The organism is Algoriphagus sp. SE2, assembly GCF_039563885.1.
GTDB lineage: Bacteria > Bacteroidota > Bacteroidia > Cytophagales > Cyclobacteriaceae > Algoriphagus.
On record NZ_JBCLWJ010000014.1, the window covers coordinates 73,005 to 89,760 of the forward strand.

The 16,756-nt window shown below is 37.2% G+C and carries 17 protein-coding genes; 5 read left to right on the forward strand and 12 right to left on the reverse strand.

From position 1 onward, the window contains the following. Positions 1–29: 29 nt before the first annotated feature. The 10 genes from AAGF08_RS15655 to AAGF08_RS15700 form a co-directional block, all read right to left on the reverse strand. On the reverse strand, positions 30–401 hold the full coding sequence (locus tag AAGF08_RS15655) for a response regulator (protein WP_343512221.1): 372 nt from the start codon (positions 399–401) through the stop codon (positions 30–32). Between the two features lie 139 nt (positions 402–540). Then, positions 541–1,926: a sodium-dependent transporter gene (locus tag AAGF08_RS15660; RefSeq protein WP_343512222.1), complete on the reverse strand. Its 1,386-nt coding sequence runs from the start codon at positions 1,924–1,926 to the stop codon at positions 541–543. A 57-nt stretch (positions 1,927–1,983) separates the two neighbouring features. Next, on the reverse strand, positions 1,984–2,919 hold the full coding sequence (locus AAGF08_RS15665; protein ID WP_343512223.1) for an SDR family oxidoreductase: 936 nt from the start codon (positions 2,917–2,919) through the stop codon (positions 1,984–1,986). Next, the gene (locus AAGF08_RS15670) at positions 2,891–3,736 is read right to left on the reverse strand and encodes a peptidylprolyl isomerase (RefSeq protein ID WP_343512224.1); all 846 of its coding nucleotides are present in this window, start codon (positions 3,734–3,736) and stop codon (positions 2,891–2,893) included. Before AAGF08_RS15670 ends, AAGF08_RS15665 begins: the two co-directional genes overlap by 29 nt. Next, the gene (gene hemC / locus AAGF08_RS15675; RefSeq protein ID WP_343512225.1) at positions 3,736–4,674 is read right to left on the reverse strand and encodes a hydroxymethylbilane synthase; all 939 of its coding nucleotides are present in this window, start codon (positions 4,672–4,674) and stop codon (positions 3,736–3,738) included. The genes AAGF08_RS15670 and hemC overlap by 1 nt, the downstream gene beginning before the upstream one ends. Continuing rightward, entirely contained in the window at positions 4,671–5,579 is a 909-nt protein-coding gene (gene rimK / locus AAGF08_RS15680) for a 30S ribosomal protein S6--L-glutamate ligase (protein WP_343512226.1), read from the reverse strand. Before rimK ends, hemC begins: the two co-directional genes overlap by 4 nt. Positions 5,580–5,614: 35 nt before the next feature. After that, complete coding sequence (locus AAGF08_RS15685) at positions 5,615–6,058, reverse strand: RimK/LysX family protein (RefSeq protein WP_343512228.1); 444 nt, start codon at positions 6,056–6,058, stop codon at positions 5,615–5,617. A 1-nt stretch (position 6,059) separates the two neighbouring features. After that, positions 6,060–7,190 carry a hypothetical protein gene (locus tag AAGF08_RS15690; RefSeq protein WP_343512230.1) on the reverse strand — a complete coding sequence of 377 codons (1,131 nt, stop codon included), beginning with the start codon at positions 7,188–7,190 and terminating at the stop codon, positions 6,060–6,062. Between the two features lie 12 nt (positions 7,191–7,202). Then, positions 7,203–8,399, reverse strand: coding sequence for a GlmU family protein (locus tag AAGF08_RS15695; protein WP_343512231.1), 1,197 nt, complete (start codon positions 8,397–8,399; stop codon positions 7,203–7,205). A gap of 69 nt (positions 8,400–8,468) precedes the next feature. Further along, positions 8,469–8,717 (reverse strand): type B 50S ribosomal protein L31, encoded by a 249-nt coding sequence (locus AAGF08_RS15700; protein ID WP_074226215.1) that lies wholly within the window; start codon positions 8,715–8,717, stop codon positions 8,469–8,471. A gap of 181 nt (positions 8,718–8,898) precedes the next feature. On the opposite strand from AAGF08_RS15700, the gene AAGF08_RS15705 reads away from it, so the two are divergent. The 4 genes from AAGF08_RS15705 to AAGF08_RS15720 all read left to right on the forward strand — a co-directional run bounded on the left by AAGF08_RS15705 (position 8,899) and on the right by AAGF08_RS15720 (position 14,528). Further along, positions 8,899–10,599 carry a hypothetical protein gene (locus tag AAGF08_RS15705; RefSeq protein ID WP_343512232.1) on the forward strand — a complete coding sequence of 567 codons (1,701 nt, stop codon included), beginning with the start codon at positions 8,899–8,901 and terminating at the stop codon, positions 10,597–10,599. Positions 10,600–10,653: 54 nt separating this feature from the next. Further along, positions 10,654–12,486 carry an ABC transporter ATP-binding protein gene (locus tag AAGF08_RS15710; protein ID WP_343512234.1) on the forward strand — a complete coding sequence of 611 codons (1,833 nt, stop codon included), beginning with the start codon at positions 10,654–10,656 and terminating at the stop codon, positions 12,484–12,486. A 26-nt stretch (positions 12,487–12,512) separates the two neighbouring features. Then, on the forward strand, positions 12,513–12,878 hold the full coding sequence (locus AAGF08_RS15715; RefSeq protein ID WP_343512235.1) for a hypothetical protein: 366 nt from the start codon (positions 12,513–12,515) through the stop codon (positions 12,876–12,878). Between the two features lie 111 nt (positions 12,879–12,989). Further along, the gene (locus AAGF08_RS15720; protein ID WP_343512236.1) at positions 12,990–14,528 is read left to right on the forward strand and encodes a YifB family Mg chelatase-like AAA ATPase; all 1,539 of its coding nucleotides are present in this window, start codon (positions 12,990–12,992) and stop codon (positions 14,526–14,528) included. Between the two features lie 2 nt (positions 14,529–14,530). Here the strand turns inward: AAGF08_RS15720 and AAGF08_RS15725 are convergent, their stop codons facing one another. Together AAGF08_RS15725 and AAGF08_RS15730 are read right to left on the reverse strand one after the other, a co-directional pair. After that, complete coding sequence (locus AAGF08_RS15725; protein ID WP_343512237.1) at positions 14,531–15,376, reverse strand: MBL fold metallo-hydrolase; 846 nt, start codon at positions 15,374–15,376, stop codon at positions 14,531–14,533. Further along, a complete protein-coding gene (locus AAGF08_RS15730; RefSeq protein WP_343512238.1) occupies positions 15,373–15,762 on the reverse strand; it encodes a PAS domain-containing protein in 390 nt (129 codons plus the stop codon). Before AAGF08_RS15730 ends, AAGF08_RS15725 begins: the two co-directional genes overlap by 4 nt. A gap of 238 nt (positions 15,763–16,000) precedes the next feature. Here AAGF08_RS15730 and AAGF08_RS15735 point away from each other — a divergent pair, with 238 nt between their 5' ends. After that, positions 16,001–16,741 (forward strand): MBL fold metallo-hydrolase, encoded by a 741-nt coding sequence (locus AAGF08_RS15735; RefSeq protein ID WP_343512239.1) that lies wholly within the window; start codon positions 16,001–16,003, stop codon positions 16,739–16,741. The last annotated feature ends 15 nt before the right edge of the window (positions 16,742–16,756 follow it).

The window sequence follows — 16,756 nt, forward strand, 5'->3', positions numbered from 1 at the left end:
AATTAGCAATGTTCTTGCCAAGCTATAAATCAATTCATTCTAGTATCGACTTTCAGTTTTGCCAAATTATATAAATCAAAAAAGTCTAAAGGTTTAGAAACCAAAGAATCAAAGGCAATCGGGCTCATTTTTCGATAATATTCAACGTCTCCCGAAGTAAAACCAATTACCGGGATACCACTCGAAACAACATTTTTCTTGAGGTGCACTAAAAATTCAATCCCATCCATTATGGGCATCATAATGTCGGTTAGTATAATGCTAAAACCTTTATCGGTTTCTAAAACTTTTAAAGCCTCTAATCCATTATTCGCAGTCACAACTAAGTGGTTGGACTTTTCAAAAATCCTTTTGAGGATTAATAAATGAATATCATCATCATCTACAACTAAGACGCGCATATGGATTTTCTAAAACAAAAACCAATATACGTATATGAAATTCATTTTTACTAATTGATAATTATTATACATCTAGTATGAAAACAAAAAAAGCAGAGAATCTAATGACACTCTGCTTTAATCTTATTTTCAATACTTTTTAAGCCGCTTGTGGATCGCCGAATATTCCTACCATATTTAGTATTAAAAGAATAATTACGATGGGACAAACCCACTTGATAAAAAACATCCAACCTGATCTAAATACACCTTTAAATCCTGGAGCCCCCAATGCTAATTCATCAGCATAATCAGAGATTTTTTGTCCCCAACCGGTATATAAACTTAGCATTAGACAGATCACGATTACGGCGAAAGTACCAAACACAAAATCCATGATACCAAAAAATCCTTCAAGCTTATTGCCGAAGAAATTTAAATGAAAAGAATGGAAGAAATTTCCAGGAATTTGGGATAAAGCAGATGGTACAGATAAGGCCATCGCCGAAATACCCACAAGCCAAGTAGATTTTTTCCTACTCCACTTTCTATCATCAATTAAGTAAGCTACAGGAACTTCGAGCATGGAGATAGTAGAAGTTAAGGCTGCAACCATCAACAAAATGAAGAACAAGCCACCAATAATATTACCTCCTGGCATGGCATCAAATACTTTGGGTAGCACATCAAAAACCAAAGCAGGACCAGCTGCTGGATCTTTTCCTGGAAGTAATGCAAATAAAGCTGGGAATACCATCAACCCACCCAAAAGTGCTACTGACGTATCCATACCGGCAATCCATCCGGAAGACTGGATTATATTAGCTTTCTTAGGTAAATACGAACCGAATGTGATCATTAAACCCCATCCGACGGACATAGAAAAGAACGCTTGACCCAGTGCCTGAAGAATTACTGCTGCATTTATTTTTGTGAAATCCGGTTTCAAATAATATTCAATCCCCGCTTCAGCGCCTTCTAAAGTGACTGATCTACCTGCTATGAATATGATAATTATAAAAAGAACTGGCATCAAAAACTTTGATGCTTTTTCAATTCCTCCACTTACCCCTCCTAATACAATCAGGATGGTCATCATGATGAAAATAAATGTTAATGGAATGACATACATTGGAGTTTCTACAAAGACCTCAAAATCAATCGGGATATTAATGATTTCGGTAAATATGTATCCAACGGTCCATCCTGCAATTACTGAATAATAGCTAAATACGAAAAAGCAAACCAACACGCAAAGAACGCCTGCCAGTTGCCAGAATTTATTACCTCCTGTTTCACGGATTGCTCCGATAGGGTTTTTGCCTGATCTTCTACCTAGGGCTATTTCATTGAACAAAAGTGGTAAAGCTATGAGAAGTACACATATTATGTATACAAAAACAAAGGCTCCTCCTCCGTTTTCACCTACCAAATATGGGAATCTCCAAATATTACCCAGACCCACCGCCGAACCTGCCGCGGCCATAATGAACCCGAGACTTGATCCCCATTGGCCCCTTTCTTCGGTGTTTGCACTTACTGCCATAGATTTATATTAAATTTGATTGATATTAAAGTTAAATATTGGGTAAGACTCGCAGTTTTACGAGCTGGCTAAGATAATTTGTTTTGATAAAATAGCAATTGCCGTTCGGAAAGTTTTGGGTTCATATCCAAGCTCTTTTCTGGCTTTTTCCAGAATAAATCCGGTTTTTAAAGGTCTTTTTGCTGGCTGAGTAAATGTTTTAGAATCCACTTTTGAAATTAAAGTCTTATCCAATCCAAAATAATCAGCAGTAATGATCGCCATATCATAAGGAGTCAGAAAATCAGAACCTGAAATATTAAAGATTCCCTCAGCTCCTTTTTCGGCAATCAAAATACAACCTTCTGCCAAATCTTCAGCCAATGTGGGCGTACGGTATTGATCATCCACCACCTGAATTTTCTTGCCTTTCTCTAATGATGATTTAACCCAAAGGATAATATTCGATCGACTCATATCATGAGCAATCCCAAAAACCAAAACGGTTCTGACAATAGCCCATTTTGTAGAAGATGCCTTTACAAGATTCTCTGCTTCCAATTTTGTTTCACCGTAATAATTTACCGGAGAACCTTCAGCATTCTCATCTAAAGGACCTTCTTTTCCAGAAAAAATAAAATCGGTAGAAACAAAAATAAAATGTGACTTTATCTCCTCTGCAGCTCTCAATAAATACTCCGTCGCTTTTACATTTGCAATATATGCCGCTTCTTGATTCAGCTCACACTCATCTACATTAGTCATGGCAGCACCATGAATAATAATTTCAGGCTTAAGAACACCAATCACCTCTTTTACCTTCTCCTCATCAGTAATATCAAGGGAAACGTATTCAAAACCCTCTAATGGAAGACGATTGTCTCCTCTACCACAACCTATGATTTCAAAGTTGTCTCGTTGGATTAGTTGAGCCACTAATTTTTGGCCTAATAACCCATTTACTCCGGTAATGAAAACTTTCTTCCTATTTGCTCTCGGGGTAACTGAACCCATATTGTTTCTCTATTTTTTTCTTAGGCATTTTCTCAATAGTTACTGACATAAAAACTGGAGATATTGGTTTATCTCTAAAATCAGTTTGCTCCTCAGCAATCTTATCTACCACATCCATTCCTTGAATGACCTGTCCAAAAACTGTATATTCTCCATCTAAATGTGGAGTTCCTCCTATCGTAGTATAGGCTTCTATTCGCTCTGGGGTTATATCCTTTGTTACTTTGATATTGAGAGACTCTTCAATTTCCTTTCTTTTGGAAATTAAAAGTGTTGTCAAACTATCAAATTTCTCAGCATCATAAAGCCTTATGTATTCATTTTTCAACTCCTCTTGACTTCCCAGTTGAATGTATTTCATGAAGGCAGATTGCAATGAACTCATATTGACCAACAGCTCTTCTTCTGAGTAAACTTTACCTAGTACAATGTAAAATTGAGATCCATTGGATCTTTTTTCTGGATTTATTCCATCAGGCTGTCTAGCTGCGGCTATCATTCCTCTCTTGTGAAAATGTTTTGAATTAATCTCAGCAGGAAGCGTGGGCCAATCTGCCGGAGGTAATTTCTCTTTCGTAAAAACATCTCCACCTTGAGCCATAAAGCCTTTCATAACTCGATGGAATTCCGTTGAATCGAATCTTCCTTTTTCAGCAAGAGCAATAAAATTTGATTTATGTACTGGTGTGTCATCAAAAAATATGGCAATTATTTTTCCATGCTTTGTCTCGATAGTAGCTACATAATCTTTATTACCTGCACAGGCGAAAGAACTCACCAAAAGCAAAGACAAAAGAATTACTTTCAATTTTCTCATTACTTGTTTAACGTTGATTTTATTTGATCCAAAATAGTTTTACCACCCAAAGCAAAAACTTCTGTAGCTAATTTTTCACCAACAAATTCAGGGTTATAAATATCACCCTTTACTTCTAAACTAATTCTTTTCTGGCCATCAAGACTAACAATACCTCCAACCAATGAGACTTGATTCTCTTTAATTTGAGCTAAAGCGAAAACGGGAATGCTACAACCACCCTCCAAAACGCGTAAGTAGGCTCGTTCCGCTCTTAATTTAATTTCCGTTTCCGAATGATTGCAGGCGGTAATAATTTGCACTTTTACCTGTTCATCTAAGTTTGTTGAAGCTTCAATAGCGACTGAACCTTGTCCTACCGCAGGAGTAAATTCCTCTAATTTCAGCTTTTCAACTATCATATCATCATAACCCATCCGATGAACTCCCGCATAGGCAAGCAATAATGCGTCGCATAAACCTTCCTCCATCTTCCTGATACGGGTTTGTAGATTCCCTCTTATCTCTACTGTTTTAATATGGGGATAGAAATGCTTTAAGGTAGCAACCCTACGGGTAGAGGATGTGCCAAGAACCAATTGCTTTGTTTTATCCGAAAGATCAATATCCTTTCTATGAGATGCAATGACATCATTTTCAGTTTCCCTCTCAGTAAAAGCAATGATTTCAAATCCAGCTGGTAAGTTTGACTGCATATCTTTTGCGCTATGAACTGCAATGTCAATTCTACCATCTTCCAGCTGATTCTCCAACTCTTGCGTAAATACTCCCTTGCTTCCTATTTTTGAAATCGACACATCCAGAACCTTATCTCCCTTGGTGTCAATAATGACTATTTCGGTTTTTAAGCCAGACTTTTGAAGCAATTCTTCTACGTAATATGCCTGCCAAAGTGCCAGTTTACTTCCTCTTGTACCTATTTTGATCAATTTACTCATTGATTATTTACTCTACTGGAAATCTTCTTTTTAACTCCTATCTCAATGAATTTGATAATCTCTCCCGCGATATCAAGTCCAGTGGCCTTTTCAATTCCTTCCAGTCCTGGTGAACTATTCACTTCTAGAATTAAAGGACCTCTGGCGGATTGAAGCATGTCTACTCCAGCTACATCTAATCCCAAAGCTCTGGCCGCCCCCAAAGCAGCAGCTTTCTCGGCTCGAGACAACTTAATTACTGTAGCCATACCTCCTCGGTGCAGATTGGATCGAAATTCTCCTTCAGCACCTTGTCTTTTCATAGCTCCTACTACTTTTCCATTAACGACGAAAGCACGAATATCGGCACCTTTGGCTTCTTTTATAAATTCCTGAACAATTATCCTTGCTTTCAGTCCATGAAAGGCTTCAATTACAGATTGCCCAGCCTTTTTAGTTTCTGCTAAAACTACACCTAAGCCTTGGGTTCCCTCCAAAAGTTTGATTATTAATGGAGCTCCGCCTACATGCTCAATAATCTGCTTTTCTCCCCCCTTAGAAAAGTTGGTAAATGCAGTTTTGGGCATTCCAAGACCTTCTTTTGATAATATTTGTAAGCTTCGAAGTTTATCACGGCTTCTAACAATAGCTTGTGAATTAACCACTGAGAAGGACCCCATGAGTTCAAACTGTCTTACCACAGCTGTTCCATAGAAAGTAACAGAAGCCCCTATTCTTGGAATAATTGCATCTACATCAGTGATTTTTTCACCTTTATAAATAATGGAAGGTCCTTTCTGCTCAATTATTATATCACAAATACTGTGATTGATAATCAGCCCCTCGTGGCCAGCTTCAATAATAGCTTGATAGAGTCTTTTAGTAGAATAAAGATTTGGGTTCCTGGAAAGGATTGCAATTTTCATGAGTTTGTTTTTTTCAAAAGAATCAAGAATAAATTTTACTTGACCTTTTGACGATAAATTTTAGCAAGATTATATCCGCTTACATCTACTAGAAATCTATTTTTTAAAATTTTCCTCCCAAGTAAGATCGCATTTCGCATACTAGACCTATCGGATAAGGTAAATTCCGCTGGATATTCTTCCCCTGCTAATTTAAAAGTGACTTCAACCAAATACCGGATTTCTGCCTGACCAAATGAGTTTTTGACACGCTTTTCCCGGAATTTATCGAATATCACTGTTTTCCCAGTGTAGGATTTGTGATCTGGCATCAATACCTGAAAGGACAGTTTTTTTTTGCCGTCTTTTTCTACAACCTGAATATTTTCTGCATGGATACTACTAGTAAACGCTCCTGTATCTACTTTTGCCCAGACAAGATTGAGATCAAATTCTGGAATTGAAACCTTCTCCTTTCTTCCTATTATCTTCTTCTCCATTTTAATTCGTTTTTGCCATGGATAGAAGTACTTTCATAGAGAGGTCTGTAAAAATCATTTTTGCATTTCCATTTCTTTCCAGATGATAATGGGCTTTATTGAAAGAATCATAAAGCTCTAAGACATGGTTTTCATCCAATACTTTTCCACTGATTTTTTCTATGAAAGCCCTGTCTTCACCAGTTGTTCTAAGTAGTTGATCCAATGTAACATTCTTGAGCATGATTTCTCTCAACACATTCAATCCAGTTAAAATCAAAGACTTTTGAGCTTCTTTATCAGCTTTATGAAAATTATCGGCAAGATTAAATAAATCCTTCAGCTTTTTTCCATAGCATAGTAAAAACCATTCTCTGATTTTACTGACTTGCTCATCCACTACATCATTTACCAACCTATAAGCCACTCTAAGGTCTCCATCTGCCAGCATCGAAATTTGCTCAGCTAACTTTGCGTCACATTTTCCTGATTCAACCAAATGTGCCTTGACTTCTTCATCAGAAAAAGCACGAACCATCACTTTCTGCGTTCGAGAGAGAATAGTCGTTAATAACTGATCTGGTTGTGAAGTGATCAGCATAAAAACTGTTTTTGAAGGTGGCTCCTCTATTATTTTTAGGAGAGAATTTGCCGCAGATGGGTGTAGATATTCAACTCCCCATATCAGCATTATTTTATATCCTCCTTCAAAAGACATCAGAGATAAAGATTGAATAATCTTCCTCGCCGCACCTTTGGAAATATTCAACTGCTTTTTTTCAAATCCATTGAAATAAATATAATCATGAATGTTTCCATAGGGTTGTTCCATCACGAATGTTCTCCAATTCGCCAATTCTATATTTTTTTCCTCTTCATCTCCATCCTTATCTTTAGAAATAGAAGGAAAAGCAAAATTCAGGTCTGGTACGATCAGTTTTTCCATTCGCTTACAATAGGAACATTCTCCGCAAGCATCTTTCTCTTTTGGGTTTTGGCAAAAAAGATAAGTCGATAAAGCAAGAGCCATGGTTAAGCTGGCAGATCCTTCTGGACCATGAAAAAGTAATGCATGTGCCAAATGGTTATTTTTGACAGCATTAATCAAATTTTCTTTCGTTTCGGGTAAGCCCGGTATTTCGGCAAAGAGCATGGTTTGTTTAAATCAGGAAGATAACTCCCAAATTCTATAGGTTTTCGTTAATTCAAAAATCCATTTCAAGATTTCTTCATCTTTTTTCGTCCATTCTATTTTTCTCCGTTCCATCACGGCTTTGGCCGTTTCCTCAAATTTATGGAATTGATAAGTTGAATACCCTTTTTCACCGCCCCAAGAGAAAGAAGGAATAAAGTTCCTTGGATATCCACCACCAAAAATATTAGCTCCTACTCCCGCTACTGTACCTGTGTTAAACATGGTATTAATACCACATTTTGCATGATCACCCATCATCAATCCACAAAATTGTAAACCTGTATTTGAGAACCCTCCTTTGGTATAATCCCACAGCTTTACAGGAGCATAATTATTTTTGAGGTTACTGGTATTAGTATCAGCTCCTAAATTGCACCATTCTCCAATGACAGAATTTCCTAAAAACCCTTCATGCCCCTTATTACTTAATCCGAAAATAACCGAATTTGAGATTTCTCCTCCAACTTTGGAAAAAGGCCCTATAGTAGTATCCCCTCTTAACTTAGCACCCATATTTATCGTAGAGCCTTCACAAATAGCAAAAGGGCCACGGATCAAAGCACCTTCTTGGATTTCAGTATTTTTCCCAATATAGATTGGACCATTTTCAGCATTTAAAACTGCTGCTTTGATAATTGCTCCTTCCTCTATAAAGATGTTTTCAGGATGATAGCATTTTGTAAAAGGGTCATTTATCTTCTGAGACTTTCTCCCTTTAGTGATTAAATCAAAATCTGAACGAAGCTGATTCCCATTAAATTGAAAGATATTCCATGTTTTTTGTAGTAAGTCAGGTTCAAATTGCAACTGGATAGCTTCCTTTTCTTTGGAGCCATCTAAGTTCTTTTCCGTTTCCCCAATGTAAGTAGCCAATAAGGTCTTACCATGGTATAAGGACTGACTTTTTGTAAGCTTCTTTATAACATCTATATCTCTCTTGGCTGGAAGCCAGGCTCCATTAATAGCGAGTTGTTCTCCAGATGTTCTTTGAAACTTACCCCTTAGATAATCCTGAGTCAAATAAGAAGCCTTTCGCTCAAGCAGGATCTCCCATTTTTCTGAGATTTTCAAAATCCCGACGCGGATATCTGCCACCGGCCTGGTAAAAGTAAAAGGAAGTAAAGATCCCCTGATGGCCGGATCGTCAAACAATAACAAATTATCCATAAGGCAAAAATAAAAAAGTCTCCCGGAATCCATGCTCCGGAAGACTTTTTAGAATGTGTCGTGGTAGAATTACTTCTTCTGAGCGTATCTTCTGTTGAATTTTTCAACTCGACCAGCTGTATCAAGCATCATTTTCTTACCAGTGTAGAAAGGATGTGACTGAGAGCTCACTTCAATTTTATACACAGGATATTCGTTTCCATCTTCCCAAACAATAGTTTCGTTTGTTTCGATAGTTGACTTGGTCAAAAACTTGAACTCGCTAGAAGTGTCGTAGAAAACCACGTCTCTGTAGTTTGGATGAATATCGGCTTTCATTGTATCGTTAGTTTTATTATACCTTTTTCAAATGAGGCACAAAGTTACCCTTTTTCAGAAATTCCACAAAATCTTTATCAACTATTTCTAAATGAATTGATAAAATCACAGATCTTTAACATTGAAATTCAAAAATACTGCCTTATTTTAAGAATCACACGCTATTTTTAGCTTTATACTAATGCAAAAAACATTCTCTCTCTCACCAGCAATCCTGTCACTTTTGTTTCTTGGGCTGTTTTCATCACCTTTTTTGGCGAGAGCACAAGGATCTTACATGCCATATAACAGAGACTATTACCATTTGATAGATCGGTATGAAATTCTGAGGGGCGAAAATAATCCTGTTTTTCGAAGTGGAACAAAGCCATATCGTAGAGATGATATAGCTGAGTTCTTAGATAGTTTAGCAAATGACCCAGTTATCAGAAATCGTATTGATGAATTTAACTTGGCATATTTAAGTCAGGACAATTGGGAATTCGTAGGTCGTGAAACTCCCGAATCAAAAAAACCTTTCCTTAAAGGTCTCTATAAAAGACCTGGTGATTTTGCACATTATTATAGTGATGAGTTTGATATCCATCTTAACCCTGTCATTTATCTCAATGGTGGATTAGAATTGGATAACGATCAAAATCCTAATCGCCTGACACGTGGAGTGGTATTAAGGGGCTCAATTGATAAAAAGGTTGGCTTTTATACCTATTTTACTTCTTCAGAGGCATACTTCCCAAGTTGGGTTAAAAATTACTCTGAATATAATGGAGCAGTACCCGGAGAAGGGTTTTGGAAAGAATATAATTCAGATGGGTATAGTTATTTTTCTGCACTTGGCCACGTCAGTTTTGATATAACCAAGCATATCCAAGTACAGGTCGGACATGATAGAAACTTCATTGGAGAAGGATATCGCTCTTTCCTTTTATCCGATTTTTCCAATCCTTACATGTTTGTGAAATTCAATACGAGAATCTGGAAATTTCAGTTGACAAACATTTGGACACAAATGACTGCTGATGTGGATTATGATCGCGGCAGGCCTACTGATGGCAGATATCCTCAAAAATGGTTTTCATTCCATAGATTAGGCTTCAACATAGGGAAAAAGATAAATCTTGGCTTTTTTGAATCTGTCATGACAGATAAAGCGGACTTCAATTATTTTAATCCCATTGTTTTTTATCGCTGGGTAGAGCAATCCCTAGGAACACCAGACAAAGTAATGCTTGGTTTGGATGGAAAATGGAATTTTTACCCCGGCATGCAGCTTTATGGTCAATTTGCCTTAGACGAATTTGTCTTTTCTGAGTTCTTTGGACAAGATGGAAAAGGTTCAAAGCGGAATAAATATGGAATCCAGGCAGGTTTTAAATACATGGATTTATTTACGGTTTCCAACTTAGACCTTCAACTTGAATATAATTCTGCAAGACCCTACACCTTTCAGGAAAAAATTGATTACCAATCTTACAGCAACTGGCGAACTCCTCTCACTCATCCAAGAGGGGCAAACTTCAGAGAGTTTATTGGAATACTTAGGTACCAGCCATTAACCAAATTAAATTTGACTTTTCAGAGTATGTATCAGTTTTATGGGGCTGACCCTGATGAAGAAACTAATTGGGGAGGAGATGTTTTGAAAAATAGATTAGAAGGAAGTCCAACTGGGCTATTTGGAAACGAGATAGGACAAGGGATTGAGAACAAAGTAATTCAAACAAACCTCAATGCGAGCTATATGCTTCGACATAATTTTTTTATCGATGCTTCCCATACTCTTAGAAGGAGAACATCCCAAGATTTAGAAAGTCCTGAGGCTACTAATTATTTCCAGCTTGCTTTTCGCTGGAACTTCACAAGACCAGATTACAACTATTAAAGAACGCCACAGGATTTTCCGTAACTTGCGGCTTTATTTTCTGGATTTATATAAATGAAAACATACCTACGGATATTGGCATATGCCAAGCCTTATGGAAGGTTTGTTCCGGTGTACCTTATTTACGCTTTCCTTTCCATCGTTTTTGGATTACTTAACTTCACTCTTTTGAAGCCTCTCTTCGATGTAATCTTTGAGCAAGTGGACCCGGACCAATTGGTTTCTTTTCAAGAAAAGCCTGAGTTCAGCTTTTCAATCAATTATTTTACCCACCTATTTAATTATAATTTTCTTCAGATTGCCGAAGAATATGGGCGATTAGGGACACTTTTTTATGTCTGTATTATTATAGTATTATCCGTTTTCCTTTCAAATCTTTTCACCTATCTCTCAGGTGTGGTTTTGGCAAAAGTCAGAGCTGTGGTTATTAAGAAAATGAGGATGGATATTTTTAATCAAGTCAGCAAACTTCATATTGGCTATTTCTCTGATGAAAGAAAAGGAGATTTAATGTCAAAAATGACAAATGATGTTCAGGAGGTAGAAAATACAATTGTCCAATCCCTTCGGGTCGTTTTTCGCGAGCCTGCCACCATTATTTTATACTTTGGAGTTTTATTTTTCATGTCAGCCAAGCTTACCTTTTTTACTATTCTGATCATTCCTATTACCGGGGCAATAATCGGAGGTATTACTAGAAGGCTGAAAAAGAAAGCTGTAGAAAGCCAACAATCTTTAGGTCGCTTGGTGAATATTCTAGACGAGACCCTTGGTGGAATGCGTGTTATCAAGGCATTCAATGCAGAAAATTTCATGAAAAGAAAATTCGATCATGAGACCGATTACTATTCTGGAGTGAATGTTAATATGGCTAGGAAAAATGAATTAGCCTCTCCAATTTCTCAGTTTCTTGGTGTTACAGTTGTTGCTGGTATCTTAGTTTATGGAGGAAGCTTGGTTTTAAGTGGAGATTCTCAATTGGGAGCCAGTGACTTTATTACCTACATCATCATTTTCACCCAAGTATTAAATCCCGCAAAGGAAATTTCAAGGGCAGTGAGTAGTATTCAACGGGGAATAGCTTCTGCTGAAAGAATCTTTAAAGTTGTGGATACGACATCAAAGATAAAATCCCCGGCAAAACCTGTACATCTTACTTCATTTGAAAGAGAAATCAGCTTTGAAAATGTGAGTTTTGCTTACCAAGAACAGTTAGTCCTCAAAAATATCAATTTCAAATTGGAAAGAGGAAAAACAATTGCTTTGGTAGGACCATCAGGAGGAGGTAAATCAACATTGGCGGATTTGGTGCCGAGGTTTTATGATCCAAGTGAAGGGCAGATTCTTCTGGATGGTGTCAACCTAAAAGACTTCCAAATAGAGGAGTTGAGATCTCTAATGGGGATTGTAACCCAAGAATCTATTTTATTTAATGACTCAGTCTATAATAATATTGCTTTTGGAATTGAAAGTGTAAGTGAGGAACAAGTGATAGAGGCTGCCAAAATAGCCAATGCACATCAGTTCATTTCCCAAATGGAGGAAGGGTACCAAACCTCCATTGGTGAAAGAGGATCTAAGCTTTCTGGAGGCCAAAGGCAAAGAATCAGTATTGCCAGGGCTGTTTTGAAAAATCCGCCTATTTTAATCCTAGATGAAGCTACGTCTGCATTAGACTCAGAATCCGAATTACTGGTTCAAGAGGCATTAACCAAACTTATGTCCAACAGAACAACCTTGGTCATTGCTCATCGTCTCAGTACGATTCAACATGCTGATGAAATACTGGTTATTGAAAAAGGGGAAGTTGTCCAAAGAGGGACCCACCTTGAATTGATGGACAAAGAAGGCCTTTACAAGAAACTTTCGAGTATTCAGTCGGTTTAAGTATATTTGTATAAATATTAGTTGAAATGAGAAAATTCCATCAATTTACCCAAATCGCGCTGCTGATCTTTTTTGCAGCCTACCTAATATTCTTCATGGCTTTCGAGACCTTAGGAGGCATATTTGGTATGGATGAGATTACTTCAGACGGGCTGGTTAAAATTCTTCTTGTAGGCTTTCTTTTGTTTTTACTCTCTTGGATTGTTTCGTATTTAGCTCTAAAAGGCCAAAAAGATTTACTTACAAAAAAAGAGGTTGAAATGAATAAATTAAAAGCCAAACTATACGATTTGGAAAATTCTGATTCCGAGAAGAGCCTTAAAAATAAAGAGAGTAAACCTACTGATACTGAAAACTCAGGAATTAAACCAAGACAAAATTTCACCGAATAAAAGAAAAAATAAAATCGACTAAAAATTAAATTTTATTTGTTTTTAGAAGATTAATTTTCCTAAAACTGTATATTAAGGAGACCAATTTGGTTTCCTTTTTTTTTTCGAACTATGGTAGCAAAGACTTTTGGGTGCGCTGTTTCAGGCGTAGACGCAAATTTGATCACAATAGAAGTAAACGTAGGGCAAGGAACCAGCTTTTATATGGTAGGCTTACCAGATTCAGCTGTAAAAGAATCCCAGCAAAGAGTAGAATCAGCATTGAAGTATTTTGGATACAGAATGCCAAGACAAAAAATCGTAATCAATTTAGCTCCGGCAAACATCCGGAAAGAAGGATCTTCATATGACCTACCAATTGCCATTGGTATCTTACAGTCTTCTGAACAAGTTGAGTTCCCTGAATTGGGTAGTTATCTCATCATGGGTGAATTAGCACTTGATGGCAATCTAAGGGCTATAAAAGGTGTTTTGCCAATTGCTATTGAAGCTCGAAAGCAAGGTTTTAAAGGTTTTATACTACCTAAGGAAAATGCCCAAGAAGCTTCTATAGTAAATAATCTGGATATCATTCCGGTTGAAACCCTAGAAGAAGCTTCTCTATTTTTGCAGGGGGAATTGAACATCAAGCCACTAGTTACTGATACTAGAGATATTTTCTATCATTCCTTAAATGAAAGCGAATTTGATTTTGCGGACGTTCAAGGACAAGAAAATATCAAAAGAGCAATGGAAATTGCTGCTGCCGGTGGCCATAATGTGATTATGATAGGTCCTCCTGGAGCAGGAAAAACGATGCTAGCCAAAAGGCTTCCATCCATTCTCCCACCACTGACTCTTCAAGAAGCACTAGAATCCACAAAAATCCATTCAGTTGCAGGAAAGCTTGGAAAGAACGGGAGTCTACTAGCTCAAAGACCTTTTCGAAGTCCACACCATACCATCTCCGATGTTGCTTTAGTCGGAGGAGGAGGAAACCCTCAACCAGGAGAAATATCACTTGCCCATAATGGTGTCTTATTTTTAGATGAGCTCCCGGAATTCAAACGAACAGTTTTAGAAGTGATGCGTCAACCTTTGGAAGAAAGGAAAGTCACTATTTCCAGAGCTAAAGTTTCTGTAGATTATCCAGCTAATTTTATGTTAATAGCCAGTATGAATCCGTGTCCATGTGGTTATTACAATCATCCTGAAAAAGAATGTGTTTGCGGCCCGGGTATCGTACAGAGATACTTAAACAAAGTCTCAGGACCATTACTTGATAGGATAGATTTACATGTAGAAGTTACTCCTGTAAAATTTGAGGAAATGACCTCTACCCGAAAGAGTGAATCGAGCCAAGCAATCCGAGAACGTGTAATCATCGGCAGAGAAAGACAAAAAGAAAGATTCAAAAACAATCCCGAAGTTTTCTGCAATGCAATGATGCCCTCTCACCAGGTAAAAGAAGTTTGCCAGATTAATGAAGCTGGAAAAGCTTTGTTGAAAACTGCGATGGAAAGACTTGGTTTATCTGCAAGGGCTTATGATCGAATTTTAAAAGTTGCCAGAACTATAGCAGATATTTCTGGGTCTGAAACAATTCGTGTTGAACATTTAGCAGAAGCTATTCAATATAGAAGTTTGGATAGAGAAGGATGGGCTGGATAATTTTACTCTCCCCCACCTAATGTATAGGTAGCACCTTCTTTACAAAGCTCAACAATGAATTGGGGATTTTTAGTCTCCATACTTGTATCGAAAATTTCTTCTAGTTTTTTGTCTGAGTTTAAAGGATCATGGTGGAAAACACACAATTTTCGCACTCCACAAAGCCTTGCAAAATCTATTGCGCCATCTATTGAACTATGCCCCCAACCGACCCGGCTTTGATATTCCTCTTCGGTATATTCTCCATCATGAAATAATAGATCAGCATTTCTTGCTAATTCAAACCCACTTGTCCACTCTGGGTCAAAGGGGAAATTTGCAGAGCCTAATGCAGGTTCATGATCTGGCAAATAAGTAAATACGCATTCCCCATCGTCTATTCTATACCCTAAAGTTGCACCTGGGTGACAGATATAACTAGATTTTATCTTTAACTCTCCTATTTCAAAATCAGAATTATCTATTTCATGAATAATAGGATGATTAGGAAGATCATTCATTCTCACAGGAAATAAGGGGGGAGAAAAATATCTTCTGAGTCTATTTAATAAAGGCTCTACTGTAGAGGAAGGCCCCCAAAGATGAACTGTCACATTAGGATCATACAAGGGTTGAAAAAAACCTAATCCCATTGTATGATCAATATGTAAATGAGTTAGCAAAATATGAATTTCAGTAAAACCCGGTTCAAGATATTTACCAAGCCTTTGAATTCCAGAACCTCCATCCAAAATGATACAAATGTTTTTGTAGCTTACTTGAACGCAAGAGGTATTCCCTCCATAAATATTATTTTCAGGTCCCGGAGAAGGTAAAGATCCCCTACAACCCCATACTTTGATAATCATGAGAAATTAGAGTTCCAGAATAGTGCCATAGCCCCCAAAAACCTATTTGGCCTTCCTTCAAGAGGGATTGAAGTAACTGTAATAAAATGATTTTCTCCTTTTAAGTTTTTTATATAAAAGGAACCATGAGCCGGTTTTTTATTATTCAATGTCTGCACTAAGGGTAGCCCTTCGGGAGGGAGCGGTTTTCCATCTTTGTCCGTAGGAGTAAAAATAGTGGACCATTCTTCAACCGGCATACTTCCTGTCTCGCCGAATCTAACTCCTAAGATTGATTCTGCTGGCTCATTATAAAAAACAAGCGTCCCTTCCGTATCAACCAAAAAAACAGGCGTACTCATACTGTCTGCAAACTGTCTTCCTAAAATCATTTCTATTGGCTGCACCGATATAGTTTTTTAGTTGAAAATTCGAAAAGCAAAAGAATATAGTAATTATTTTATAAAAAATCAGACTCTCTAATAAATAGTCCAAACAGTGACTTTAAAATTGGTTTTTTAAGATGCTTTTTTTAGAAACTCTTAATTATCTATTCTTGATTACCCACAATTGATTTACAAGAACAAATTCGAGTTCTTAAAACAAGTTCTTTATTTTAACGGTTATTCTCAAAATAACTTACAAATGAAAAAATTATTCATCCTATTTTTCCTTATCTCAAGTTCTTCTTTCAGCCAGGATTTAATCCCTACTTCTTCAGGAGAAATAAAAGTAACTCCTATACTACATGGAACAGTAGTGTTAGAGTATCAAGAGAAAACCATTTATGTAGATCCATATGGAGGAGCATCAGTATTTGATGGGCAAAAGAAACCTGATATGATATTGATTACTGATATTCATGGCGACCATCACAACCAAGAAACTCTTGATGGATTGGACTTGAGCAATGCTATCATAATAGCTCCCAAGGCAGTTGCTGAAAAACTTCCTGAAGGATCAGGAAAATCTATTCAAATAATGAATAACGGACAAATAGAGATGATTTCCGGGATTACTATTTCGGCAATTCCTATGTATAATTTGCCTGAAACAGAAGATAGTAGACATCCAAAAGGACGGGGTAACGGATACATCTTAGAACTTGGAGGAAAGAAAGTATACCTTTCTGGAGACACAGAAGATATCCCTGAGATGCGTTCTTTGAAAGATATTGATGTAGCCTTCGTATGTATGAACTTGCCATATACTATGGATGTGGATCAAGCAGCCGATGCAGTAACGGCATTCAAACCGGAAATTGTATATCCCTATCATTTCAGAGGTACAGACGGGCTTGCTGATGTAGAAAAATTTAAATCAACAGTTAACACTAAAGCTCCCGAGGTAGATGTAAGACTAAGAAATTGGTATCCTCAGAATTAAAAACTCGAAAATATC